Origin of the sequence: Bacillus sp. Marseille-P3661 (assembly GCF_900240995.1) — a bacterium.
Classification (GTDB): Bacteria; Bacillota; Bacilli; order Bacillales; family Bacillaceae_J; genus OESV01.
Window position 1 is genome coordinate 225,810 of the sequence record NZ_LT965954.1, and the last position, 25,755, is coordinate 251,564.

The 25,755-nt window shown below is 35.7% G+C and carries 24 protein-coding genes and 1 pseudogene; all 25 read right to left on the reverse strand.

All coding sequences use genetic code 11. From position 1 onward, the window contains the following. Nucleotides 1–78: 78 nt before the first annotated feature. Nucleotides 79–855 carry a YlmH family RNA-binding protein gene (locus C1724_RS11980; protein ID WP_102347011.1) on the reverse strand — a complete coding sequence of 259 codons (777 nt, stop codon included), beginning with the start codon at nt 853–855 and terminating at the stop codon, nt 79–81. A 205-nt stretch (nt 856–1,060) separates the two neighbouring features. Beyond that, a complete protein-coding gene (locus C1724_RS11985) occupies nt 1,061–1,321 on the reverse strand; it encodes a YggT family protein (RefSeq protein ID WP_102347012.1) in 261 nt (86 codons plus the stop codon). Nucleotides 1,322–1,324: 3 nt separating this feature from the next. After that, the gene (locus C1724_RS11990; protein WP_102347013.1) at nt 1,325–1,768 is read right to left on the reverse strand and encodes a cell division protein SepF; all 444 of its coding nucleotides are present in this window, start codon (nt 1,766–1,768) and stop codon (nt 1,325–1,327) included. Between the two features lie 11 nt (nt 1,769–1,779). Then, a complete protein-coding gene (locus C1724_RS11995; protein ID WP_102347014.1) occupies nt 1,780–2,457 on the reverse strand; it encodes a YggS family pyridoxal phosphate-dependent enzyme in 678 nt (225 codons plus the stop codon). A 41-nt stretch (nt 2,458–2,498) separates the two neighbouring features. After that, the gene (gene pgeF / locus C1724_RS12000) at nt 2,499–3,323 is read right to left on the reverse strand and encodes a peptidoglycan editing factor PgeF (RefSeq protein WP_102347015.1); all 825 of its coding nucleotides are present in this window, start codon (nt 3,321–3,323) and stop codon (nt 2,499–2,501) included. 131 nt (nt 3,324–3,454) lie between these two features. After that, a complete protein-coding gene (locus C1724_RS12005; RefSeq protein WP_102347016.1) occupies nt 3,455–3,742 on the reverse strand; it encodes a YlmC/YmxH family sporulation protein in 288 nt (95 codons plus the stop codon). Nucleotides 3,743–3,964: 222 nt separating this feature from the next. Continuing rightward, nucleotides 3,965–4,741: an RNA polymerase sporulation sigma factor SigG gene (gene sigG, locus C1724_RS12010; RefSeq protein WP_102347017.1), complete on the reverse strand. Its 777-nt coding sequence runs from the start codon at nt 4,739–4,741 to the stop codon at nt 3,965–3,967. Between the two features lie 177 nt (nt 4,742–4,918). Further along, nucleotides 4,919–5,638 (reverse strand): RNA polymerase sporulation sigma factor SigE, encoded by a 720-nt coding sequence (gene sigE, locus C1724_RS12015; RefSeq protein ID WP_102347018.1) that lies wholly within the window; start codon nt 5,636–5,638, stop codon nt 4,919–4,921. Between the two features lie 24 nt (nt 5,639–5,662). After that, nucleotides 5,663–6,577 carry a sigma-E processing peptidase SpoIIGA gene (gene spoIIGA, locus C1724_RS12020; RefSeq protein ID WP_102347019.1) on the reverse strand — a complete coding sequence of 305 codons (915 nt, stop codon included), beginning with the start codon at nt 6,575–6,577 and terminating at the stop codon, nt 5,663–5,665. A gap of 313 nt (nt 6,578–6,890) precedes the next feature. Beyond that, nucleotides 6,891–8,039 (reverse strand): cell division protein FtsZ, encoded by a 1,149-nt coding sequence (gene ftsZ, locus C1724_RS12025; RefSeq protein ID WP_102347020.1) that lies wholly within the window; start codon nt 8,037–8,039, stop codon nt 6,891–6,893. A 41-nt stretch (nt 8,040–8,080) separates the two neighbouring features. Beyond that, a complete protein-coding gene (gene ftsA, locus C1724_RS12030; RefSeq protein ID WP_102347021.1) occupies nt 8,081–9,358 on the reverse strand; it encodes a cell division protein FtsA in 1,278 nt (425 codons plus the stop codon). Between the two features lie 133 nt (nt 9,359–9,491). Continuing rightward, a pseudogene (locus C1724_RS12035) lies at nt 9,492–9,852 on the reverse strand (small basic family protein); the annotation flags it as partial. 1 nt (nt 9,853) lies between these two features. After that, on the reverse strand, nt 9,854–10,594 hold the full coding sequence (locus C1724_RS12040; RefSeq protein WP_258000379.1) for a DUF881 domain-containing protein: 741 nt from the start codon (nt 10,592–10,594) through the stop codon (nt 9,854–9,856). A 17-nt stretch (nt 10,595–10,611) separates the two neighbouring features. After that, the gene (locus C1724_RS12045; protein WP_102347023.1) at nt 10,612–11,313 is read right to left on the reverse strand and encodes a DUF881 domain-containing protein; all 702 of its coding nucleotides are present in this window, start codon (nt 11,311–11,313) and stop codon (nt 10,612–10,614) included. Further along, the gene (locus tag C1724_RS12050; protein ID WP_102347024.1) at nt 11,297–12,079 is read right to left on the reverse strand and encodes a cell division protein FtsQ/DivIB; all 783 of its coding nucleotides are present in this window, start codon (nt 12,077–12,079) and stop codon (nt 11,297–11,299) included. The genes C1724_RS12045 and C1724_RS12050 overlap by 17 nt, the downstream gene beginning before the upstream one ends. A gap of 209 nt (nt 12,080–12,288) precedes the next feature. Further along, the gene (murB, locus tag C1724_RS12055) at nt 12,289–13,197 is read right to left on the reverse strand and encodes a UDP-N-acetylmuramate dehydrogenase (RefSeq protein ID WP_102347025.1); all 909 of its coding nucleotides are present in this window, start codon (nt 13,195–13,197) and stop codon (nt 12,289–12,291) included. A 57-nt stretch (nt 13,198–13,254) separates the two neighbouring features. Next, nucleotides 13,255–14,358 carry an undecaprenyldiphospho-muramoylpentapeptide beta-N-acetylglucosaminyltransferase gene (gene murG / locus C1724_RS12060; RefSeq protein WP_102347026.1) on the reverse strand — a complete coding sequence of 368 codons (1,104 nt, stop codon included), beginning with the start codon at nt 14,356–14,358 and terminating at the stop codon, nt 13,255–13,257. 156 nt (nt 14,359–14,514) lie between these two features. Continuing rightward, entirely contained in the window at nt 14,515–15,615 is a 1,101-nt protein-coding gene (gene spoVE, locus C1724_RS12065) for a stage V sporulation protein E (RefSeq protein ID WP_102347027.1), read from the reverse strand. A gap of 47 nt (nt 15,616–15,662) precedes the next feature. Beyond that, nucleotides 15,663–17,021, reverse strand: coding sequence for a UDP-N-acetylmuramoyl-L-alanine--D-glutamate ligase (gene murD, locus C1724_RS12070; protein ID WP_102347028.1), 1,359 nt, complete (start codon nt 17,019–17,021; stop codon nt 15,663–15,665). Then, entirely contained in the window at nt 17,022–17,996 is a 975-nt protein-coding gene (gene mraY, locus C1724_RS12075; RefSeq protein ID WP_102347029.1) for a phospho-N-acetylmuramoyl-pentapeptide-transferase, read from the reverse strand. Nucleotides 17,997–18,056: 60 nt separating this feature from the next. Further along, nucleotides 18,057–19,418, reverse strand: a complete 1,362-nt coding sequence (locus C1724_RS12080) for a UDP-N-acetylmuramoyl-tripeptide--D-alanyl-D-alanine ligase (protein ID WP_102347030.1) — start codon at nt 19,416–19,418, stop codon at nt 18,057–18,059. Beyond that, a complete protein-coding gene (locus C1724_RS12085) occupies nt 19,415–20,893 on the reverse strand; it encodes a UDP-N-acetylmuramoyl-L-alanyl-D-glutamate--2,6-diaminopimelate ligase (RefSeq protein ID WP_102347031.1) in 1,479 nt (492 codons plus the stop codon). The genes C1724_RS12080 and C1724_RS12085 overlap by 4 nt, the downstream gene beginning before the upstream one ends. Nucleotides 20,894–21,096: 203 nt before the next feature. Continuing rightward, on the reverse strand, nt 21,097–23,013 hold the full coding sequence (locus tag C1724_RS12090) for a stage V sporulation protein D (RefSeq protein WP_102347032.1): 1,917 nt from the start codon (nt 23,011–23,013) through the stop codon (nt 21,097–21,099). A 106-nt stretch (nt 23,014–23,119) separates the two neighbouring features. Further along, entirely contained in the window at nt 23,120–25,369 is a 2,250-nt protein-coding gene (locus C1724_RS12095) for a penicillin-binding protein (RefSeq protein ID WP_102347033.1), read from the reverse strand. Nucleotides 25,370–25,384: 15 nt separating this feature from the next. Next, nucleotides 25,385–25,747 (reverse strand): cell division protein FtsL, encoded by a 363-nt coding sequence (ftsL, locus tag C1724_RS12100; protein ID WP_102347034.1) that lies wholly within the window; start codon nt 25,745–25,747, stop codon nt 25,385–25,387. Nucleotides 25,748–25,755 lie beyond the last annotated feature (8 nt).

Here is a 25,755-nt window from a genome sequence, read left to right on the forward strand (position 1 = left end):
ATCATGTAGTCTATAAACGGATAGTTCTTTGTGGTTTATTTCGACATTTTATTTATAAATCCCTGCCTTTTTTTACATTTATTTTTTCTTACCTACAATAATTCGCCATTTTTCTTTTTTTGTTTGGCCAACTATTGAGATAAGTTTACTTCGTCCGAACCCTCTCATTGAAATCGTGTCACCTTGATGACAAGTATAAGCAGGGTTATCAACAGTTTTCCAATTTACTTTTACTAGGTCGCTTTGTATGTATGGTAACACCTTTTGACGAGATAAATGATATAGCTCAGCTAAAATAACGTCTAATCGCAACGAGGATACCGTTACTGTCTGTTCTTGCCATGTGTCCTCTGCTGATTTTATTATACTTTCGATTCCAAGTTCAGATAAGCTAATATCCGTTTTTCCTACTTTTGTTAAATTTAATTTCACATAATCAGAAACTTGTTTACTAACTAGAAATTGGATATTATCATCTTCCATTAGTATATCCCCAAACTTTGATCGCTTTAGACCTAATCCCATCAATGATCCTAGAACCTTTGGATGTTCAATCGATACAAATTTAGTTGGATACTGTATTGAAAATAAGACCAGATCAAAATCATCATTTGTCGGTTCGTAATATTCGGGATAAAAAATGGCTCGTTTTCGTTCAGCTCCGTCATAACCTCCCCAAAATGAACATTTCACCTCATCTTTAGTCCCAATAATACTTTTTACAATTTCTTGTTCTCGTGGATCTAAAAAATCTAATAATTTAAATGAATATTGAGTTTTTACTTGTTCACGCCATTCAATGACATGATCAATAAATGAATACTCTTCTTTCCTAAAATGCTGATAAACTGACATATCAGTACCACCTTATACCCTATACTATCTAATGCAACGAAAAAAAGTCATAAGTGATATTTCATAGAGCATTAGAAAAACAAGTCATTTGCCTATAACTGCAAATGACGATCACTTTTTTATACTATATTCATTAATTAATAAAGTTACTTTTTCTAAAAATATAAAATAGGGATCCGTTTTATTAGATCCCTTGCAATAGCTTTTAAAACATTCCTCTTAAATAAAAGGCTCCTGACTGTGCGAACTGTAACACTAAGATAGCAACAATCGGAGAAATATCAATAATTCCTAACGGAGGAATGATCCTCCTGAATGGCTCAAGGTATGGTTCGACTAGCTTGCCAATTAATTGTCCGAACGAAGAGCCACGTGCACCGGGAAACCATGACATGAAAATATAAATAATCACAACCCATATATAAATACCGATTGCTTGTTGAATTAACCCAATAATTAAATCCATAATTTACCACCTCTTCTCCATTTCTTCACTATTAAATTCAGCTGCCATTTCAGAAATAGACCCCGTTATATCAACATTATCAGGCGTGCAGAAAAATGTGTTTGCACCTAACTTTTTTATATCTCCACCTATTGCATAAACGGTACCACTTAAAAAGTCGACAATCCGCTTCGCTTGGTCCTTTTGAACTCTTTGCAAATTAATAACGACGGCTTTTCTATTCTTAAGATGATCTGCAATCTCTTGTACTTCATCATATACACGCGGCTCAACTAATATTACTTTTGCTGTCTGTTGAACACTTTGTAAACTGACAACATTTTGTTTCGGCTGTTTCTTGTTATAACGAGTTTGTTCATATTCTTCTTCAGGATAATCATACTCTTCTATGTAGTCATCTTCATCTTCTAATGCAAAAAAGCTTTTAAATTTTGTTTTTATACTCATGTTTCCCCCTCCTAAAATTCCTTTCCAACTAAAGAGGTTCCAATACGAACCATCGTAGCTCCTTCTTCTATTGCAATAACATAATCATTCGACATTCCCATTGAAAGCTCTCTGCATGGTGCATATGATAAATTAAGTCCTTGGATTTCCTGTTGGAGTTGCTTTACTTTCCTAAAAGTATGTCGCAATAGATCTTGATTATCCGTAAATGGAGCCATCGTCATTAAGCCCTCTACAACTATATTTTGAAATTGTTCTAGCTCTTTGATAAAAGGAACAACTTCCTCTATAGTTAGTCCATGTTTTGTTTCTTCATTAGCTGCATTAACTTGTACAAAACATTTTATCTGTTGATTTGCTCGCCTATCAATTTCTTTTGCAAGTGATAGGCGATCAAGAGAATGTATATAATCCACTTTATCAATAATAGTCTTTACTTTTTTTGATTGGAGTGTACCGATAAAATGCCAAGTTGGAACATTTCCTATAGTTTCCCATTTTTCTATAAAGCCTTGATCACGATTTTCCCCTAAATGAGTTATACCTGCAGCTAAGGCTTTCATTGTTGTTTCAATCGATACATATTTGGTAACTGCTATTATCTTAATTTCACTTGGATTTCTTTTTACCCGCTTACAAGCTTCATGAATATTTGCTTTAATCTTTTCTAAATTTTCTTTAATAAACAAAACTACATCGTACCTCCATATAAATCTATCTGTAGTAACTTTTAGCCTTTCATACCTATATAACTCATCAATCTACCTGTTTTTCCTAAATCACGACGATGTGAAAAAAACAAATCTGAACGGCAGCTTGTACAATATGTAGATATTTCGATATTTTTCGTTAAAATTCCTGCATTTTTTAATAATACATAATTAAGATGTTTCAAATCTAGTTCATATTGTCCTTTAGAACGTTCATGATATACATCAGCCAATGTACTTGTATCATAGTGTAACGTATTCTTTACTTGCTCAATTACAAAATCATCAACAACATAACAGCACTTGCCAATTGATGGTCCAATACATGCATATATTTCATGTTTTGGTATATTTTCGTTTTTGGACCAAGCATTTACCATCTCGCCGGCTATGTCCCCTACAGTCCCTCGCCAACCAGCATGAGCAATTCCAATAACCCCATAATTGGGTGCAAAAAAGTATAAAGGTACACAATCCGCATAGCAAGCAGTTAATAATATATTTGGTTCTTTCGTATATATACCATCGACAGCTTTTATTGCTGTAGCCATTTCAAGTGTACCTTTTCCTTTATCCTCTTTTGTAACCTTCAGAACTTTATTGCCATGAACTTGCTCTGCACAAACCCAGGATTCAAGCGAGAAATCAACATTTTCCGCTAATTGATGTCTATTCTTAATCACATCAACTATCGAATCATTTACATGTAAGCCCATATTCATAGAGTCATACGGCTTTTGGCTTATGCCACCATTTCGTGTTGTAATTCCAGCAACAATGTTTTTATCAAGCTTATTCCAAATATCAATAGCTAGTAACGATTGATGACTTTCAAAAGGTTCCATATACTAATCCCTTTCTACATAGTAGTTACAATCATTATACTTTATATAATATACTAACACACTCTTTAAACAAATGTTAAAAAGAGAAATTGCTCTACTTTTCAACTTATATATATACTTGTAATAAAACGTTATTGGATTTTATGTTCTTGATCTGAATCTATCTCTTCATCATTAAAAGACCTTGCTACATAGCGTACCAAAATAACATCTGTGCCAATTTTTACGATATTACTCCAAGCAATGGTTACTTCTGAGTCATTCCCAAATAACCCTAATACCTTTGCTCCTGTTTGAATAATAATAGCATCTATCTTGCCAGTCGTTAAATTTATATCTAAATCTGTGATTGTTCCAAGACGTTTTCCGTCAGCGACATTAACAACATCCTTAGTTTGAAATTCTGAAATAGTTAGCATAGCTCTTCCTCCCTTTTATAAATATATATAGAAAACAAGCTTGACCTATGTTAATAAAGTCAAGCTTTTAATAATTGATATATTTTCTTTGTCTCTTTAAATAAACATCTAATCAAGCGCTAGATTTCAAACGGTCTAAACTCTTTTACATTCCCATAACATAAGTTGGGTTCAGTTAACTTAACTCTAATAAAAAAAGGACCTGCACTAAGGCAAGTCCACTTATTGGATATTTTTATTCATTTGTTTAATTGCCGCTTTTTCTAAGCGTGAAACTTGTGCTTGTGAGATTCCAATTTCTTCAGCAACTTCCATTTGTGTTTTTCCTTGAAAAAATCTCTTCGTTAAAATCATTTTTTCTCTTTCGTTTAAACGTCTCATTCCTTCTTTAAGTGCAATTTCCTCAATCCACTGTAAATCTTTGCTCTTATCATCACTAAGTTGATCCATTACAAATATTGGATCGCCACCATCATTATAAATTGGCTCAAATAATGAAACTGGGTCTTGGATGGCATCAAGCGCAAATACAACTTCTTCATGCGATACGTCCAGTACCTTAGCAATTTCTTCTGCAGTTGGTTCCCTAGATGTTTGAATCATAAGTTTCTCTCGTACTTGCAATGCTTTGTATGCAATGTCTCTTAGCGACCTTGATACACGAATTGGATTATTATCGCGAAGATAACGTCTAATTTCTCCAATGATCATAGGCACAGCATACGTAGAAAATTTAACATTTTGACCTAAATCAAAATTGTCAATTGACTTCATTAATCCTATACAGCCAACCTGAAATAGATCATCTACATATTCCCCTCGGTTGTTAAACCTTTGAATTACACTAAGAACGAGACGTAAGTTTCCATTCACTAGCTTTTCCCTTGCACTAATGTCACCATTTTGCATTTCATGGAAAAGCTTGCGCATTTCTTCGTTTTTAAGTACTGGAAGCTTTGATGTGTCTACACCGCAAATTTCTACTTTATTTCGTGTCATTCTTTCCCTCCTAATTAAGAGGTTGCTGTACAAGTAAAGTATCTCCTCAGGAGGAAAAAATATGCACTTCATTTCTTTTCAAATATAATCAAAATGTTCAGATAAAAAAAGACAGCGTTAATAACCGCTGTCTTTTCGATGTATTGAATGTAAATAATTTTATACATACCTTTGAGCTTATACCATTTTATTAAATTCCTTACGCAGGCGTTTAATAATTCTTTTTTCTAAGCGTGAAATATATGACTGTGATATACCTAACATATCCGCTACATCCTTTTGCGTTTTTTCTTCACCACCAATTAATCCAAATCTTAGTTCCATAATCTGTTTTTCGCGATCGTTTAACTGATCTAATGATTTCATTAGTAATTTTCGATCGATACGCGCATCCAAATCTTTAGTTATTATATCTTCTTCGGTACCTAAAACATCAGATAAAAGCAGTTCATTTCCATCCCAATCGATATTTAACGGTTCATCAAATGAAACTTCCGACCGTATTTTATTATTTCGACGCAGATACATTAATATTTCGTTTTCAATACACCGTGAAGCATATGTAGCTAATTTAATCTTTTTCTCAGGGTTAAATGTATTAACTGCTTTGATAAGCCCTATTGTACCAATACTTATTAGATCCTCAATATTAATTCCTGTATTTTCAAATTTTCTAGCAATGTATACAACTAATCTTAAGTTTCTTTCGATTAGAACAGACTTCGCAGCCTTGTCACCTGTTGGTAGTTTCTGTAGTAATAATTCTTCCTCTTCCTTGGATAATGGAGGAGGAAGTGCTTCTTTTCCACCAATATAATATATTTCATCTGCTTTTAAACCTAGTTTCATAAGTAACTTATACCAAAATAATGTAAATTTTAGTTTGAGTTGTGCCAATTTCTTTCCCCCTTATATAATGAATTAGGCTGAAATATGATTTCTATCCAAAAGCATCTTTGGATGGATAATACATTCATATTCATCTTCTGAAGATAAAGGTGTATCATTTAGGCCAATGAAAACCCTTTGGGTAGTGATCGTTTCCTCGTTTGTATGAATTGTAACTTTGTCCGGCTTAACTGCTAGTAAAAATTGATGGTCCTGGCCTACAGCTCTATAGGGAATCAGCCTTAGTCGATGCGACCACTCCAATTCGTGTTCTTCCCAATTAAACTCTTCTATATTTCTAGACTTTTGAATAGACTCGGGAAAAAAAGACTTTGTTTTATTCATATCAATAATCATTACCGGTGTTTTCGTAATAGGATCATAAAGTTGGTTTCCACTATCTATTAATCCTCGGACAGATAGGACCTTATCATCAACTTGAATTTCAACATTCGCTAATTGGTCATAATGAATCTTCTTAACTTCGACATCGTCAATATTCTTTTTTGAAAAGTACCAAATAATTGGAAAACCAACAATAACAAATAGCCAGCTCACAGGGTCACCAAATCCACCAGAACTAGTAGCCATCACACCGTTCATAAACATAAATTCGGTTTGAAAAAAATAATGAATACCAAGCAATCCCCCGCCAACAGTAAATGTTACAAAATAGAATGTAAATAAATTTTTAAAAAAGGTTCGGAATTTATGGAATCCAAATGCAACATATACAATAAGTATAGAATAAAGTAATTTAACAAAAGGATGCCCGACCATCGCTTGGAAAGGTGTAAAATACAAAAGCACTATTGTAGAACCAATGAATGCTCCAACAATAACTTTCCATTTTATTATCCTTCTCTTTAGAATAATGGCTGTAAGCAATAATAGAAGTAAATCAAAAACAAAATTCAATAACCATATAACATCAAGGTAAATGGTCAAGTATTATCTCCTTTCATTTAATTCTTAAATACTATCGAATCATTATAAATCTAGTATATAGCACATCCTATTTTGAAGTCTGTCAAACTATGCCACTTTATTTATGGAGTTTTTGACATTTTTTTTTACTTATTGTCGATATCAATCCTTTTAACCATTATTGATTAACAAGTTAGTGACGAAGAGAGAAAAGTATAGGTAGATGAAAATCCACAACGATATACTATCTTGATTTGAAGTGAATAAAATTAAGATTAAGTAAATTTCTCCAAAAAAAAAGCTTATACGTTTGTATAAGCTTTTTTGGCTACTTCTAGCGGCGACGATTTCTATTTCGTAGAAATGTAGGTATGTCCAATGTATCTTCAACATGGCCACTGTTCCCTACATGTGTTGGCTCAGATTGTGGGGCCGGTTCTTCCCGTCTTTGCATTACCCTGTTAGATGGCGCAGCTTGGCGAGTATTAATTATTCCAGGACGTTGACTTGGTTTCGGATTAGTTAAATCCAATTCTTTAAACCCTGTAGCAATTACCGTAACAACAATTTCATCTTTTAAATCTTCATTTATTACCGAACCAAAAATCATATTTACTTCTTCATCTGAAGCACTTGCGACGATATCAGCAGCTTCTTGCACTTCATATAAGCTTAAGTTCATGCCACCAGTGATATTCATTAATACACCTTGAGCACCATCGATAGATGTCTCTAGTAACGGACTGGAGATAGCTTTTTTTGCTGCTTCCGCAGCGCGATTTTCACCAGTCGCAATACCAATTCCCATAAGGGCAGAACCTTTGTCCGACATTATTGTCTTTACATCAGCAAAGTCTAGGTTAATTAATCCAGGCACTGCAATTAAATCTGAAATACCTTGTACACCTTGACGAAGTACATTATCCGCTTCACGGAACGCTTCTAGCATAGGTGTATTTTTATCAACAATTTCAAGTAATCTATCATTAGGGATTACAATTAATGTATCTACGTTTTCTTTGAATGCAGATATACCGCTAGCCGCTTGTGTTTGACGTTTACGGCCTTCAAATGTAAATGGTCGTGTTACTACTCCCACTGTTAAGGCACCTAATTCTTTAGCTATTTGAGCAATAACAGGGGCTGCACCAGTACCTGTTCCCCCACCCATACCAGCAGTCACGAATACCATGTCAGCGCCCTTTAACGCCTCTTCAAGCTGCTCTTTACTCTCTTCTGCAGCCTTCTTACCAACCTCAGGATTAGCACCAGCACCTAAACCTCTAGTTAATTTTGTACCTATTTGTAATTTGATTTCAGCCTTTGATAAATTTAATGCTTGGGCATCAGTATTTACCGCGATAAATTCGACACCTTGAACGCCATGTTCAATCATTCGATTCACAGCATTGCTTCCACCGCCGCCGACTCCAATAACTTTTATAGTAGCTAATTGATCCATATGTGTATCAAACTGCAGCATCGCAAAATCCTCCTATATCTTCCAAATTCACATCAATCTCCTTACTCAAAAAAAGATTCGAAAATTTCTTTGACTCTTTTTTTCATACCTGCTTTGTTTGCTTTCGGCTTATTAATTACTTTCTGCGTTCTTTTTTGAGGGCGTTCTAATTCATTATTAGAATTCGTTGCAGCTACTTCAGCACCTTGAATTTTGGCGTTTTTATAAGCATATTGGATTAACCCAACACTTGTGGTATAAATTGGGTCACGCACCCCAATGTAATCAGGCTTTGCAATACGAACATTTTGTCGAAGTACGAGTTGTGCAAGCTCTAATATACCTGGCATATTTGAAAGTCCTCCAGTTAACACATACCCTCCCGGCAACTCTCGATATCCTAATTTTTTTATAGATTCCTGAACTAATAATAGGATTTCCTCTAGTCTAGCTTCAATTATATCAGAGAGATCAAGTTGACTATACTGTTCTTTTTTATCACTTCCGATAACTGAAACAGAAAATACTTCCTCTTCGGACGCATGATCATAAAAAGCATATCCATGCTTCACCTTAATTTTCTCTGCTTCTTCTGTAGAAGTTCGAAGGCCAATCGAGATATCATTTGTGATATGGTCACCACCAACAGGTAAAACAGTTGTTACTTGCAAATGACCTTGTTCATAAATAGATACGGTTGTTTGGCCGCCACCAATATCAACAAGTGCAACTCCTATATTTTTCTCATCTCTCGACAACGCGATTGTGCCAGTTGCCAATGGTTGGAGACAAATATCTGTTATTTCAAGACCTGCACGTTCTACACATCTTAATAAATTATGTAACATCGTTCTTGAACCAGTTACAATTGTTCCTTCTAATTCAAGTCGAACACCAATCATCCCACGAGGATCATTGATTCCATCTAGTCCATCCACTATAAATTGGTGTGGTACAACCCCAATAATTTCTCTCTCAGGAGGTACAGAAATCACTTGAGCCGCATCTATAACACGTGCTATATCGTCATTTCCAATTTCTCTATTTTCACTAGAAACAGCCACCACACCGTGACAGGGTATTAGTTGGACATGATTGCCTGCAACGCCTACCACAACACGATTTATATTCATCCCTACCATTCGTTCAGCCTGCTCGACTGCTTTTCGAATTGACAGAACTGTTTCATCTATGTCAACAATTGAGCCCTTTTTGATTCCTTCAGATTTAACGTTCCCCACACCTATAATGTTTAAAGAATCATTTGATGCTTCACCAATGACTACTTTAACATTGGATGTACCGATGTCAAGACTAACTAATATTTCGCTGTTGCTCATTCTTTGGCACCTCCTCAAAAAAATCTCCTGTTGATAATTTGCATGATGAAGTTTGTAACAATAGAAACTATAAAAAAAAAGTATTCAAAGTAAAAGTATTCAACATGAACGACTTTTTCCCTTTTTCTTTATAAAGATTTTTTCTATTTTTCACGAGAATTTGTCCATTTAGACAATAATAATCTCCTAATAACAGCAATGTTTTGGAATAAACGAACTCCAAAAGCAAAAACTGCGGCTAAGTATAAGTCTACACCAAGATGAACACCTAGAAAAGATAAACTTGCAGCAAGTAAAATATTGGAGAAAAATCCCGAAACAAACACTTTATCATCATATGTATTTTGCAAGTGGGCTCTTATCCCCCCAAACAATGTATCCAATGCCGCTAATACTGCAATTGATAGATAATTTGAATATTCATCAGGTATTCTTATATCAGTTAATAGACCTAAAATAATGCCAATTATTAATCCTAATACAGGTAACCACATACTAGCTGTTCCTCATTTCTGTTACAGGTTCAACGGGTTGCATAAATTTATTTCTTAATACATCATCATAAGCTGGAAGGATTATTTCCTGATGTAAAGTGGAAGTCAATTCTAAATTCTCCAAAGCAAAGAATTCATCGACAATTTGCGAAACCTGCATCTGATTATGCAACTTTTTTGCATCGCGGGCAATCACTCTGACTTCAATTGGAAACGGTCCTAATGGACTGTTATTTACATAAGTTCTTCCATTTACATCTCTAATAGGAGTCGTAACAATTACTCTTTCATTATCAATTGATACAGATATAGCTTGATTACGATATAATTCATTTAATAGCCGTATTAACAAATCAGATGGAACAGATTTATATGGATGTCCAATAGTAGTATTATTAAACGAAGGTTTAATCGTTAAAATAATGCCAGGCCCAGTTAGTTCCGTTAGGCCAATTTTTTCCTGCAAATCTTCAAGCTGTGCAGTAAGACCTTCCTGTTTACTGTAATAAGCACTTTCTTCATATTTTTTTAAGGTTTCATCTTTATTTCGAATTTCCCTATAAAGATCTGTAATTAGCTTTTGTTCTCGCTCAATGTCTTCGCGAATTTCCCAAATATCTCTTGTATCACGTACTTCAGGTTCCTTGATAGTTTGAAATTGAATAGCAATCATAAATCCTAGTATGATCGTAATAGTTGTTAAAGTTAATTTACTTGTACTCCCCATCATATCACCCTTCATCCGAATACACCTAGATCTTAATCATTTTTCATTCCCAAGTAGGGATCAAAAATTAACTCGTTCTTTTTTTCAATCTTAACTTCAACATTATCCATTACAAGTTGATCTCGAACACCTTGAACAATTACCAAAGAACTAAATAAAATCTCCGGATCGCCAATCGCCGAAATTACAAACGGCGCATTGTGTTCATTGCCATCTACACTAATAACAGGCCCGATACATGCAATATAGCTATTATGCAGTAAACGTTGGCCATTAATGGCAACAGCTTTGGCACCCGCTGTTAATAACTCATTGACTACTTTATGCACATGACCTTCATGAACAATATAATTATTTGCATTTTCTTCTACTTTCACATAAGATGCGTCTTTCAAGGTAACCTCAACACCAGGGCCAGTTACTTGTACGTCACCAGCAAACATTCGAAGTTTTTCAACATCCTCAACCAGAGTTTTAAACGATTTTTCTTGCTGAGCTAAATTTGCTTCTATTTCACGTACCTGCTGTTGTTTATCAGTTAGTTCTTCTTGTAGCCTTCTTGTAGTTTCTTCTAACCGAATTAAATTTTCACGATATTCAAATTCTCTCTGCCATTGTTTACCTTCCGCAATGGTTTCCGTATTACTATTTGTTAATTGATAGGAGAATGTTATTAAAAATCCTAAAACAATCATTACTAAAGAGAGAATTACATTTTTACCGTTCACTCTCACTTTCTTCATCTCCTATTTCATTTTCGTATGCTTTAAAATAAGAACCTACTTCAAGGTGAATAACACCAAACTGATCATCACTAAGCTGTTCTACTATAGAAGGATAGTTTTTAATCTTCTCAGAAAAATCACGAATAGTTGCGCTTACTTCCTGACCATCATTCATGAACAACACAATATGTAAAGGATCAAATTTTTCAGGTTTAAGGTGAATTTCGGAGATCCGATTTAAAATGCTTTCAGGAACTAGCCGAAGTTGTGCTGCCATTTCTTGTAGCTCTTCACTTTGTGTCCAGTTCATTAATAGCGGTGCATCAGCTGGTATATCTTCTAGTTCTCCTTTATCTAGTATCTTCCCCGTTTCAATGATAGGATAATAGCTTGTCCCTTCAATTAAATACGCAACTCTAGAATGCTCTTTTACTTGAATCTTAATACTACTTGGAAATTCTCTTAGAACCTCTACTTTTGAGATTTCATCATGCACAGCGATTTTTTTAAAGATGGATTCCGTATTTATCTTCCAGAAGCTTGTCCCGATTTTTATTTCGCTTAAATTAATAATGGTCTCATCTGAAACATGTATATTACCCGAAATATCTATATGTTGAATCTTACTTAGTGGTGATTGAAAGTACAGTACAAATAAAATTAGTATGAAGAAAAGAGAACTATATAAAATAAAGCGTCGATTAGCTTTCTGTTTACGTTCTTGTTTTAACTTTGGTATTCGGTCTTCTATTGTAATTACTTTATCACTTTTCATTAATGCTCCCCCACAGTGAAAAGCACTAGCTAGTCACCAGCCTAATGTTTTACATAGTGCAAATAAGACAAACGGCACAAACCTATGCCGTTTAATCGTAAAACGTATAATTGTTCTTACTAAGTTAATGTCGGTTTCTGTATTAATCACGGCACTTCCGTTTTTTTACCATTATAACAAATTTATATAATTTTTTGTTATTATTTACTCTAGTTTCCACCAATAATTTCAACTTCCGTTTCCAAAGATACTCCATACTTATCATTAACGACACTTTGAACATGTTTTATGAGGTTTAAAACATCTTGTGCAGTTGCCGAACCCGTGTTAACAATAAAATTACCGTGCATAGGAGATACCTGTGCACCGCCAATTATGAAACCCTTTAAACCAGCTTTTTCTACTAATTGACCTGCATAATTAGGTAATGGATTTCTAAAAATACTCCCCGCACAGGGATAATTCCATGGTTGCGTTTCTCTGCGGTAATCCTTGTTCTTTTGCATTTCTTTAACAATTATATCTCGATCGCCTTCTTCCAGTTGGAAAACAGCCTCAACAACAATTCCTGGACGTTTCTTTTGCAAAAGAGAGGTACGATAGGAAAACTCCATGTCTTCATTCGTTAACCATTCACAACTTCCATCATTAAAAACGACATAAGTTTTTTCTAATATGTGTGAAATATCTGAACCATGCGCACCTGCATTCATATAGACAGCTCCACCTACTGACCCTGGAATACCCCCGGCAAATTCGAGACCTGATAAACCTTTCTTACTAATTACTGTTGCTAAAGAGATAAGTGAATAACCTCCACCAACCCGTACTTTATTTCCTGTTATCTCAAGATCATTTATACCATCACCGAGTTTAATAACTACACCTCTAATTCCGGCATCATGAACGAGTAAATTGGATCCGCGACCAATTGCTCTCCATGGAACTCCTTCCGCACGAATTAGTTCAATGGTTTTAGTAACACCCTCAATACTTTTCGGTTCGACAAATATGTCAGCAGGACCGCCGATTTTCATGGTAGTATGATTTTTTAAATATTCATTCATAAGAACCTTGCCAACATTCGCTTCCTGAAGTTTTTTAAATAATTGCTCCATGGTAACCTCCTTGCGTTTAACCTTACTAGTATTAATAGGCTATGCATCTATGTCTTGTCAGGTACGCTGTTTAATTAATTGATCCATCAATTGGTAAAGCTTTTGAGCCGCATCAGGTATACCTAGTTTTTTGGATGCAAGCTTCATATCTTTTAAGATATCTTCGTTTAGTAACACATGATCGATATCCTTTAAAAGCACGTTTCCGCTGAATTCCTTTTCAAGTCTAACAATGGATGCCCCTTTATCCCCTAACGATCTTGCATTTTTTTCTTGATGGTTATTCGTAACATACGGACTTGGAATTAATATGCTTGGTATACCTAAGGCTGTTATTTCTGCAAGTGTGGTCGCACCAGCGCGGGCAACTATTAAATCAATACCTGCTAAGACTTGTGGCATATTATAGATAAACGGTTTAATAATTACATTAGATGGATTGCTGAGCTTATTAACTTCTTTAACAACTTTATCATAATGAACTTCACCTGTGACATAAAGTACTTGATATTCTTTTTTTGTAACCTCAGGTAAAACATCCAAAAAAGCATCATTAATAGGCTTGGCGCCCCGACTTCCTCCAACAATTAGAACTACTTTTTTTGTCGGATCTAGATTTAATGATTCTCGGCCTTCCTTTCCATCATGTCCCATTACTTCCGATGCACGTGGGTTTCCTGTTAAAATCGATTTATTTTTAGGAAAAAACTCACCGGCTTCTTCAAAGCAAAGCGCTACTTTATCTACGTACTTACTTAAGAACTTATTTGTTAATCCAGGAACACTATTTTGCTCATGGATGATCGTAGGAACTTTTAATTTAGCGGCGGCATAGACAACCGGTCCGCATACGTACCCACCTGTTCCTAATACAACGTCTGGTTGGAAATCCTTTATGTACTTTTTACTAACTGAAGTTCCACGTAAAAAACGCATAATTGTTTTTACATTATCAAACGATAAACTTCTTTTAAATCCTGTGATTTCAATCGCCTTAAAAGGGATCCCGCCAGTTCGCTGGACAATTGAACTTTCAAGACCATTCTTTGTTCCAATATATAAAAATTCCGCATTGGGATGATGTTTTTTAACTTCTTTAATAAAAGCTAATGCAGGATAGATATGACCACCTGTACCACCGCCACTAACTAATATTTTCATGGTGATCCCCCCGTTTTAAAAGTAATAAGTATACTAAATGCTGCAATCTTCCTAGAAAGCGCAAACGCCCTGATCACTAGGCGCTGGAGTTTGACAATTACGTACAAAATATATACTTTCTTTAAAAAATATAAACCCTGTTCAGAACAGGGTTATTTAATACCTAGCATAGCGACTTATATTCAATAACACACCGACGGCCATTAACATAAGCGTTAGCGAGGAGCCGCCATAACTTAGAAACGGTAAAGTTATACCTGTTACGGGCATAAGTCCGGTTACAACACCGATATTTATTATAACCTGAATTGCAATCATTGCAATGATTCCTATACCTAAAAAACTACCAAATAAATCAGGTGCACCTAAAGCAATTCTAACTCCTCGCCATAATAATAATGTGAATAATAAAATAACAAATGTACCACCGATAAAACCAAGTTCTTCTGCTAATATCGCAAAAATAAAATCAGTTTGTGGTTCTGGCAAATAGAAAAACTTCTGCCTACTCTGTCCCAACCCTAATCCAAGCAATCCCCCAGGACCGATCGCATATAGAGATTGTATAATTTGGAAACCACTGTTAAGTGGATCTTGCCATGGATCTAAAAACGCAGTAATCCGTTTAATTCGGTATGGTGCCGAAATAATCAAGCCCACAAAACCTGCAACTCCTAATAAACCTAAACCAACAAAATGGCTAATTCTCGCACCAGCTACAAAGATCATTACTACACAAGTCCCTACCATAACAGCACCTGTTCCAAGATCTGGTTGAAGCATGATGAGTGCAAATGCTATAAATACAAGTCCTAATGATGGAACTAATCCTTTTTTAAACGAGGTCACTTTCTTTTGATTTTCGGATAAGAACTTTGCTAAAAAAGCAATCATTGCTAACTTCATAAATTCCGAGGGTTGAATGGAAAATGCACCGATACCTAACCAGCTTTGTGCACCACCACGAACAAGACCAACACCCGGTATTAGGACAACAATTAACAATACAAAACAGAAAATCAAAATAGCTTTAGACCATGTTCGCCAGGTCCAGTAGTCAACATTCATAATAGCAAACATAGCAATGACTCCTACTCCAGCAAAAAGGAGCTGCCGCTTAGCAAAAAAGAATGAATCATCAAATTTGTAATTGGCCCAAACAGCACTAGCACTGTATACCATAATCATGCCTACAGCCAATAGAGCCAAAGTAGCTAGAATAAGGATAAAATCGGGCGTTGATTTTTTATTCTGCAACGAATACACCTCAATCACTATTTTCTCTGCAGATTCTCTTAGAAGGACTAGTCTACTTTAAGTTTATGCACGGATTCTACAAACATGTCTCCACGTTGTTCAAATGTTTTATATTGGTCCCAGCTTGCGCATGCTGGTGATAATAATATAACATCGCCTTCTTCAGATAATGCATATGCTTCTGGGACGGCCTTTTCAACATTATCGACAGTTTTAATTATATTAATCCCCGCCGCTTTGGCAGCATCTGAGATTTTTTCTGCAGTTTGCCCAAAAGTGATCACTGCTTTTACTCTTTTTAAGGCCGGAATTAATTCATCAAAACTGTTTCCACGATCCAGTCCGCCAGCTAAAAGAATTGTAGGATCTTGAAAGGCAGTGATTGCTTTTTGTGTAGCTAAAATATTCGTTGCTTTCGAATCGTTGTAAAATTTCCGCCCTTTTATTGATTCGACATATTGTAATCGATGCTTAACACCTGTAAAGGTTCTTAAAACGTGTTGTATTGCTTCATTCGGAACACCTTGTATTTTTACTGCAGCAACGGCAGCTAGGATATTTTCCAAATTATGCTTGCCCGGTAAAACGATATCAGCTATAGGAATGACAAGCTCTTCTTTATAAAATAAATGGTCGTCTTTGATATACGTACCGTTTTTCTCGATTTGATTCATCGAGAATGGAACAATTTGTGCGTTTGTTCCCTTGACCAACTCCATTACAATGGAATCATCGGCATTAACAACCGCAAAATCTGTGTCCATTTGCTTTTTAAAAATATTGGCCTTCGCTTCTCCATATGCTTCTATTGTTCCGTGATAGTCTAAATGTGCATTAAAAATATTAAGTAAAATTGCAATTTTCGGTCTGAACTTTATCGTTCCCATTAGCTGAAAGGACGATAGCTCCATTACTAATGGTTGATTACTAGTTGTATTTGCAGCCACTTCACATGCAACTGTTCCAATGTTACCTGAAAGATAAGCATCCATATTGCCCTCTTTTAGCATCTCATAGATAAGTGTTGTGGTCGTCGTTTTTCCATTTGAACCGGTAATTCCAATAATATCAGATTCGGTAATGCTATACGCAATTTCAACCTCTGTAATAATCGGAATATCCCTTTGAAGCGCACTTTCAAGAATAGGATTACTATATGGAATCCCAGGATTTTTCACAATCAAATCGAAGTGACTCGACATCAAATGCTGCGGATGGCCACCACCAATCACATCAATCCCTAATTCTTTTAATACAGCTGCTTCCTGACTGTCCTCTAAAGACTTTTGATCATTCACAACCACTTTTGCTCCCAATTTATGCAATAATTTTGCTGCGGCAAAGCCACTTTTCGCTAACCCTAAAACAAGGATTTGTTTATCTTTATACTCAGTTGTCTTTTTCAATTAAATCCACACCTCTATATAGATTCCTAAACCAGCACATAATAAGCCAACAAGCCAGAAAGTGACAACAACTCGCCACTCGGACCACCCGATTAACTCATAATGGTGGTGTAATGGGCTCATTTTAAATACTCGTTTTCCTGTTGTTTTGAACGATATAACTTGGATAATAACAGATAGTGTCTCAATAACAAAAACACCGCCAATAATAACTAGTAAAATCTCTAATTTTAATAATATGGCAATGGCAGCTATCGCTCCTCCTAATGCTAACGAGCCAGTATCCCCCATAAATACTTTTGCAGGATGTGCATTGAATACCAAAAATCCTAATACAGCACCAACCACGGCCACAGAAAACAACGCTACCTCATATTGTGATTGATTCCATGCTAAAATCGCAAATGCTCCAAAAGCAATTGCGGATGTTCCTGCCAGTAAACCATCTAATCCATCTGTTAAGTTTACTGCATTAGATGCTCCAACAAGCATAAAAATTAATAATATTATATATGCCCAACCAATATCAAAGGATAACTCCGTTCCCGGCACCTCAATATATGTAGAAAAGCCCATTTTATTCAAAAAGAAATAAAATATAATTGCAATAACTAATTGACCGATTAACTTTTGTCTTGAAGTTAATCCTAAATTCCTCTTCATACTAATTTTAATAAAATCGTCAAGAAAACCTAATAATCCATAACCCAATGTTACGAAAAGTAATAAATAAGTTTCCATTGTTGGTGTTGAAAATTTACTAGTCATTACTAAACTTGTAATGATAATAGCTAGTACAATCATTACACCTCCCATAGTCGGCGTACCAGATTTTTTCTGATGTGACTTTGGTCCTTCTTCACGAATACTCTGCCCAAATTTCAAGCGACGCAAAAAAGGAATCATAATTGGTGATAATAGTGCAGCTATTAAAAAAGCCATAATTATAGTCATTAGCATACTTCGTTCAAGCATAATGATCCCCCTTTCATAGTAATATAGATTTACCTAGTTCCTAATAATTTTCCTTTCTCATTAATTGCTATCCATTAAGTTTCTTATCACGGTTTCAAGCTTAACACCTCGTGATGCTTTAAATAGGACTACAGTAGATGGACCAAGAGTTTTAGAAATCGCTTGAATAGATTCAGCCTTGTTTGGATAAGTCTGTACGGATACTTGCATTCCCTTTTTTAAACACTCATCAGCGATCCACTGTGCTTTATCCCCAATTGTTATCAAATCAGTAATCGGTGGTTTTATTGCCACTGCAACACTTCGATGAAGCTGCTCTTCATTTGTTCCTAGCTCATACATATCACCGAGCACCAGTACCTTTTTTTCATAGTTTAACGACTTAACGGTTTCGATTGCTGCGATCATTGAGGTAGGACTTGAATTGTAGGCATCATTGATAAAAAGCGATCCATTCTTACCTTCAAGCTGTTGAAGTCTCATACTTGTGATCTCAATATCATTTAATGCAGCTTGAATATCTGTAGCAGATATTCCTAATTCAATAGCCAGCGCAATAGCAAAACTTGCATTTTTTGCATTGTGATTTCCAATTAACGGTAGATTATAGGTGGTATCATTAACCTTATAATTTATTCCTGTACCTTCTATGTGTACGTCTGATATGTTGAAATTGTTATCACTTTCAAAGCCACAGTATATCACACGATTACCCTCAATCTTATTACGCAACAAAGGTTCATCACCATCGACGATCACCTTACCATTTGAACGTAAACCATCCAATATTTCTAATTTTGCTTTGGCAATACCAGCTCGACTTCCCAAATATTCAATATGTGACTCACCTATATTTGTTATAATTGCATAACTTGGTTTTGCCAATTGGCTCAAGAATGAAATCTCACCAAAATGATTCATGCCCATTTCCAATATTAGAGCTTCCGTTCTTTCCGGCATTGCTAATATTGTTAATGGTAAACCTATATGATTATTAAAGTTCCCTTGTGTTTTAAAAGTCTTATACTTTTTTTGGAGTACAGCATCGACTAAGTCTTTGGTAGTCGTTTTTCCATTTGAACCTGTTATTCCAATAACTATTGGATTGACTACATCTAAATAAAATTTTGATAATGTTTGCAGTGCTTGAAGTGTATCCTTTACAAAGTATACAGGAAAATGATTAGGAACAAAGGCTGGAATCTCTTTATCCTCTTGCCATAAAGTTGCAATCGCTCCGTTATTGATCGCTTCCTTTAAAAAGTTGTGTCCATCAAACTTATCACCTACAATTGGAACAAACAGCCCTTTAATAACCCCCTTACGGCTATCAGTCATAATCTCATTAATTATAATTTCTTTATCATTTGTCCCTTTTCTAATCGGGAAAACTCTTGTTAGTTCATTTAATGAGATTTTCATTTGTCCCTCTCCTTTATCGCTTGTTTTGCAACTTCACGATCATCAAAGTCATAAACATCCTTCCCGATTATCTGATATGTTTCATGACCTTTACCTGCAATTAAAATAACATCATTTATTTGCGCTTTTTTAATCGCATACTCAATTGCAATCTTGCGATCTTCGATTATTACGTATCTATCACCATTGGCCACACCTGATTCCATATCTTTTAAGATTTGATTTGGATCTTCAGATCTCGGGTTATCTGATGTAAAAATAGCTTCATCACTATACTTTACAGCGATGTTTGCCATGATCGGACGTTTTGTTTTATCCCGATCTCCTCCACATCCTATAATAACGTAAACTTTTCCTTTACAAAATTGTTGAACTGTCCTTAAGGCATTTTCCAAACTATCAGGTGTATGTGAATAATCAACTATGACTGTATAGCTTTGGTTAGCATTTACTACTTCAAATCTACCTGCAACCCCGTTCATTTTCTCAACAGTTTCTTTTATTATTGATAACGGTATGTTTGCAGCGATAGCAACCGTTGCAGCAGCAAGAACATTATATACGCTAAATTTCCCAATGAATTTCATAGATATATCAATTTCACCTTTAGGGGTTACTAATGCAAAAGATGTCCCTTGGGCACCCATATTTATGTCCTTTGCAACAACATCACTGCTGGAATCAATTCCGTATGTTAGAACATGGGCCCCAGATGTGATCTTTTTATATTCCGCTGATATAGGATCGTCATTATTCAAAATCGCAAACTTTGGTTTTTCATAATTCATCACATTTCCAAGTTGCGAAAATAAAAGCCCTTTCGTCCGGGCATATTCCTCCATCGTTTTATGATAATCAAGATGGTCCTGAGATAAATTTGTAAATACAGCCACATCGTAATCACAACCACGAACCCTGCCTAAATCAAGAGCATGTGATGATACTTCCATAATCGCTGTTTTCACATTTTTATCTACCATGGATTTGAAAGTCTGTTGTAATAAAAGGGATTCAGGTGTGGTATTTTTCACATTGATAATTTCTTCACCAATCTTCATATACATCGTACCAATTAACCCTGTTTTGTCCCCATTTGCTTTAAAAATTTCATCAATAATATGTGTAGTTGTGGTTTTTCCGTTTGTACCAGTTACGCCGATTAATTTCAAGCTCTTTGTTGGTTGACCATAGAAATAATCAGCTAGATTTGCTAATGCTCTCTTAGTATCATTTACAATTATATATGGGATAGTTGGATCGATTTGCAGTTCATGTTCAGCAATTATAGCACTTGCCCCCATATTAATTGCGTCGGAAACAAAATCGTGACCATCAACTGTAAAGCCTTTTATACAAATAAATAAGCTCCCACTTTTAATATTTCTCGAGTCCATCTCAATCGATGAAATGATCGGGTTTCCAGTATGTACTTGTTTATAATATGATAAGCTGCTAAGTAAGGTTTGAAGTTCCATATTTGGATTCCTTTCTATACTATATTAACCACTTCAACATTATATCAAAAGGGAAGTTGTCTTTATAACATGAATATGTAGAAAAATTGGAATTTCGCCTACTGACGAAATTCCGTTTTATTCTCATACATTACATTTTTGACTAATTATTAAAATTCAACACCTGTTTTATGTTCACTGGATGTAATAGTTTGTACTTTCACTTACTTATTCCCCAAGTATATTCGTATTGTTGCCCCCGATTCAACTTTTTCTCCAGGTTCAGGTGATTGATCGATGACAACATTTCCTTCTCCACTTTTTTCTATTCTTAAATCTACTAAATATTGTTGCAGTTCTTGTGTTTTAAGACCTACAATATTAGGAACTTCGACTGTCATAGGATCAGGCCATGTATATTCTTTTTCAATCTGTCCTTTTCTTTTTTCAATCTCTAGGGCTCGAAGACTATCCTCCATAATATTCCCTACAATCGGTGCAGCAACCACCCCACCAAACTGTACAGTATCTTTTGGATTATCAATCCCTACATAGACTACCAGCTGAGGATCGTCCGCTGGAGCAAAGCCAATAAATGATACAATATGATTGTTTTCCATATAACGGCCATTTTTTACTTTTTGGGCTGTTCCCGTTTTTCCACCTACACGGTAACCTTCTACAAAAGCTGGTTTCCCTGTTCCTTGTGCAACCACACTTTCTAATGCGTATCGAATTTCTTTCGATGTTTCCTCGGAAATAACTCGTTGTTTCATTTTCGGAGTCGTCCTTTGAACCACTTTACCAGATATTGGATCAACCCATTCTTTAGCAATATATGGCTGGTAAAGATAGCCGCCATTAACAGCAGCTGCTACAGCAGTTACTTGTTGTATCGGCGTAACAGATACCCCTTGACCAAATGCAGTTGTAGCAAGTTCTACTGGCCCTACTCGTGGTAAAGAGAAAAGAATTCCTTTACCTTCCCCTTGTAAATCAATACCTGTTTTTTGACCAAATCCAAAACTTTTTATGTAATCAAAAAGTTTTTCTTTACCTAGCTTTTGACCTAAGGTAACAAAGCCAGGGTTACACGAGTTTTGGACTACTTCTAAATATGTCTGATGACCATGCCCACCACGTTTCCAACAATGAAGTGTTGCTCCTTCGACCTTAATAGCACCAGAATCGTTAAAAGTGTCTTTTTCAAGATCTACTAACCCTTCCTCTAATGCAGCTGCCAATGTAATAATCTTAAAAGTTGAACCAGGCTCATACGTACTCCAAACAGGCAAATTTCTGTTATATATTTCTTGAGGTACATCTTGATATTTTTCAGGGTCGAAATCAGGTCGACTTGACATCCCTAAAATTTCTCCAGTTTTTGGATCCATGGCAATCGCAATCGCCCCATCTGGATGATAGGTTGCTTCTGCAATATCTAATTCTCTTTCAATAATAGTCTGGACTCTAGAATCTATTGTCAACTTCATATTTAGCCCATCAATTGGTGGCGTATACTCATCTGTAGAATCTGGCATCTTGCGTCCTTTTGCATCTGCAATAAAGGAAACATGCCCACGTTCTCCACTTAGCTTATCATCGTAATACAGTTCCAGTCCCATTAAGCCTTGATTATCAATCCCTGTAAAGCCTAAGACATGCGATAAATAACTTCCAAACGGATAATGGCGTCTCGAGTCTTCTGCAATATAAACACCTTTTATATTTAAAGCAAGAACTTCATTAGCCTTTTCGTTTGTAATTTTTCTTCCTTCAGGAATACGTTCAATCGACGTAACTTTTGTAATGTGACGATATGCCTTTTCTTCTGACATGTTTAAAACAGCTGCAAGTTTCTTAGCAGCATCGGCAGGATCTTCAATTTGTCTAGGAATAACATAAACAGTAGGTGAACTTACATTAGTAGCTAATGGAATACCATTTCTATCAAGAATTTCTCCTCGCTCAGGCTCAAAAGGTATATTTCTCCCCCATGAATCTAAAGCTTTTTCGCTAAGCCAATTCCCCATTACTAATTGTACATAACCTAAACGAACATCTAGAACTGCAAAAAGTAATAATCCAATAATCAAAACCGTAACTAAGCGTTTACGTACTGTAACATTTGAAACCCTCAAGACGAGTACCTCCTTGAACTAGCTTGTTTCATCATATGCTTGTACGGTTTTGATTAGAACAGGATCTATGCACAGCCTTGGCAACTTATCAATTCAAGTTGGAAATCTACTCTCTTATACTTTCAGTTATCTCATTTAGTTCGAGATTATCTTCAGATGGAACTTCAGGAATCACACTTTGCTCTTGCTCCTTCTCCTCTTCAAAAGGAGGCTTTAATTCAGCTACGAGATAATCACCACTTTTTATAACGGTGCCTTCATTAATATTTTGATTAACTACATAACCTGACCCAATAATATTTGGTTTTAAACCAACTGCATCACTTAACTTCATAATATCTCGTAACGACCACCCTGTTATATTAGGCATAGTCACTTTTCCATCTGTTTTAATGATTACTGTTTCATTTGGTAACAGCTTACTGTTAGCGTATGGTATTTGCTCCATCACTTTTCCGGTTGAACCAAGGAGAATAGTCCGAATACCTAAGCCCTCGAGTTTCTTTTTAGCTTCTTCAATCGAAAGACCTTTTACATCTGGTAAAATCAAACCACTTTTAGATACCGGCTTGTCCTTCTTTTCTTCAGTTGGAGCAACATTTAAATAATGCATACTATTTCTCATAACAGTCTTGAAAATATATGATGCTGGCTCAGAACCCAGTTCATGATTTTCTAACCTTGGTCTTTTTACCGAAACATACATGACTAATTGTGGATCATCCTTTGGAATAAAGCCAAGAAAAGAAAAGACATTATTACCGTGTCCATTCATATACTGACCTGTTTTGGGATCAGGGATTTGAGCAGTACCTGTTTTTCCCGCAATTTCGTAGCCTTCAATTCGGTATGGTTTACCTGTACCCGCTTCCGAAGAGACCACAGTTTCCAAAATATCAAGCACTTGCATTGCTGTTTCAGGTTTAATTGGTTCACCGACAACCTTTGGCTCTGTTTCGTTAATAATGTCACCGGTATTCGGATCAACGATTTTTTTGATAATAAATGGTTTCATCATTTTTCCATTATTCGCGATTGCTGTTGCCGCTTGGATTTGTTGGATTGGTGTAATCATTGTCCCTTGTCCGAACGCTGTCGTTAATTTTTCGATTGGCCAGTTATAGAGAATATTCCCGCTTGCTTCATTTGGAAGATCTATCCCTGTTGGTTGATGGAACCCAAATCGGTCTAAATACACTCGGAAATTATCCGTCCCTAGCTCTTCATTGACAATCTTCGCGAACGCAACGTTTGACGACCTTTGGACGCCTTCTAAATAAGTAATTTTCCCCCAACCAACTCTGTTATGGTCGCGGATTGCCCTTACATTTGGGAGTTTATAAGAGCCTGATTGATATTCCTCGTTTGCGTTAAATGCACCAGCATCAATAGCTGCAGCAAGTGTGAAAATTTTAAAAGTAGAACCAGGTTCAAAGGAATTTGAAATTGGATCATTTAAATAATTTTGGATATCGCGGATATTTGGGTCAAAGCTAGGTCTCGATCCCATCGCTAAAATTTCACCTGTTTTAGGATTTGCAACGATAGCAATACTGTTTTCAGGTTGATATTCTTTATCCACGTATGTTAAAGCACTTTCGACAAAAGTTTGTATTTTTTGATCCAAAGTTAAATGAACATTATTACCATGGATGGGCGGGGTTATCATTTCTTTGGGATCTGGTAATTTAAAACCCTTACGGTCACTTTTATATGTAATTACACCATTCTGACCCTGTAAAATTGAATTGTACGTGCGCTCAATTCCCATTTTCCCCTGCGGAACTCCATCTTCATCGGTTTGCGCAAAACCCACTACATGCGAAGCAAACATCCCATTCGGATATAATCTGTTTTTCTCGCGGATGAAATTAATTCCGGGTAACTTTAATGCTTTTATCTTTTCCATTAGTGCATGATCAATATTTCTAGCCTTTGGTCCAAGCTCTACTTGGAATGTTTTTTCAGTGATTGACGTTAATCTTCTCTCAATCTCTGAAGCTCCCATTTCTAAGAGTGGTGCTAGCTGCAACGCAGTTTGGTGAGGATCGGTTACGTGTAATGGTACTGGTGAATTTTTCGAGTACTCTTCTTTTACTATTGCAAATAAAGTATAAGTAGGAACATCTTTTGCAATGACTTCACCATTACGATCAAGTATTTCTCCTCGATTGGCTTCAAGTGTTCTCTCTTTTGTCCATTTATTTTCTGCTAAGTCTGCTAGCGAATGTCCTTCTACTTCCTGAGTTGTCTGGATGTTTATAAAACGAATTGCCAAAACAAAAAAGAGCAGGACAAATAGTAACGATAGTATCCTAGCTCCAACCTTAATATGTACAGTTTTATTTTTATTCATATAATCACACTCACATTAGTTTCCGATTACTTGTACGTTATTATTATGAATGGTTAAACCTTGTTCCGCTGCTATTTGTAGAATACGTTCTGGGCGTTCTAATTGTGTGATTTCTTCTTCTAAACCACTATTTACCTTCATTTGACTTTCAATTTTCGACTCAAGAAGACGTACGTCATTATTCACCTGAAAAATTTTCGCTTGGTTAGCAACAATAACTACACATCCAATTGTACTAAAAACAATTAAAAGTGTAATTAGGAACTTTTCCCCAATTGTTAAATTTCGTTTCTTTTTTACTTTTAGTTGCGGTCTTTGTTTTGGTTCTTGTTGATATTTACGATTAGGTTGAACCTGTTGGTAAGCAAGATTACTCAATGGACTTA

What these genes read in the sequence shown, in the direction of transcription:
- C1724_RS11980 (WP_102347011.1), bottom strand. Translation starts at nt 855, where the DNA reads ATGTCAGTTTATCAGCATTTTAGGAAAGAAGAGTATTCATTTATTGAT.
- C1724_RS11985 (WP_102347012.1), bottom strand. Translation starts at nt 1,321, where the DNA reads ATGGATTTAATTATTGGGTTAATTCAACAAGCAATCGGTATTTATATA.
- C1724_RS11990 (WP_102347013.1), bottom strand. Translation starts at nt 1,768, where the DNA reads ATGAGTATAAAAACAAAATTTAAAAGCTTTTTTGCATTAGAAGATGAA.
- pgeF (WP_102347015.1), bottom strand. Translation starts at nt 3,323, where the DNA reads ATGGAACCTTTTGAAAGTCATCAATCGTTACTAGCTATTGATATTTGG.
- C1724_RS12005 (WP_102347016.1), bottom strand. Translation starts at nt 3,742, where the DNA reads ATGCTAACTATTTCAGAATTTCAAACTAAGGATGTTGTTAATGTCGCT.
- sigG (WP_102347017.1), bottom strand. Translation starts at nt 4,741, where the DNA reads ATGACACGAAATAAAGTAGAAATTTGCGGTGTAGACACATCAAAGCTT.
- ftsZ (WP_102347020.1), bottom strand. Translation starts at nt 8,039, where the DNA reads ATGCTGCAGTTTGATACACATATGGATCAATTAGCTACTATAAAAGTT.
- ftsA (WP_102347021.1), bottom strand. Translation starts at nt 9,358, where the DNA reads ATGAGCAACAGCGAAATATTAGTTAGTCTTGACATCGGTACATCCAAT.
- C1724_RS12040 (WP_258000379.1), bottom strand. Translation starts at nt 10,594, where the DNA reads ATGAAGGGTGATATGATGGGGAGTACAAGTAAATTAACTTTAACAACT.
- C1724_RS12050 (WP_102347024.1), bottom strand. Translation starts at nt 12,079, where the DNA reads ATGAAAAGTGATAAAGTAATTACAATAGAAGACCGAATACCAAAGTTA.
- murB (WP_102347025.1), bottom strand. Translation starts at nt 13,197, where the DNA reads ATGGAGCAATTATTTAAAAAACTTCAGGAAGCGAATGTTGGCAAGGTT.
- murG (WP_102347026.1), bottom strand. Translation starts at nt 14,358, where the DNA reads ATGAAAATATTAGTTAGTGGCGGTGGTACAGGTGGTCATATCTATCCT.
- mraY (WP_102347029.1), bottom strand. Translation starts at nt 17,996, where the DNA reads ATGCTTGAACGAAGTATGCTAATGACTATAATTATGGCTTTTTTAATA.
- C1724_RS12080 (WP_102347030.1), bottom strand. Translation starts at nt 19,418, where the DNA reads ATGAAAATCTCATTAAATGAACTAACAAGAGTTTTCCCGATTAGAAAA.
- C1724_RS12085 (WP_102347031.1), bottom strand. Translation starts at nt 20,893, where the DNA reads ATGGAACTTCAAACCTTACTTAGCAGCTTATCATATTATAAACAAGTA.
- C1724_RS12095 (WP_102347033.1), bottom strand. Translation starts at nt 25,369, where the DNA reads ATGAATAAAAATAAAACTGTACATATTAAGGTTGGAGCTAGGATACTA.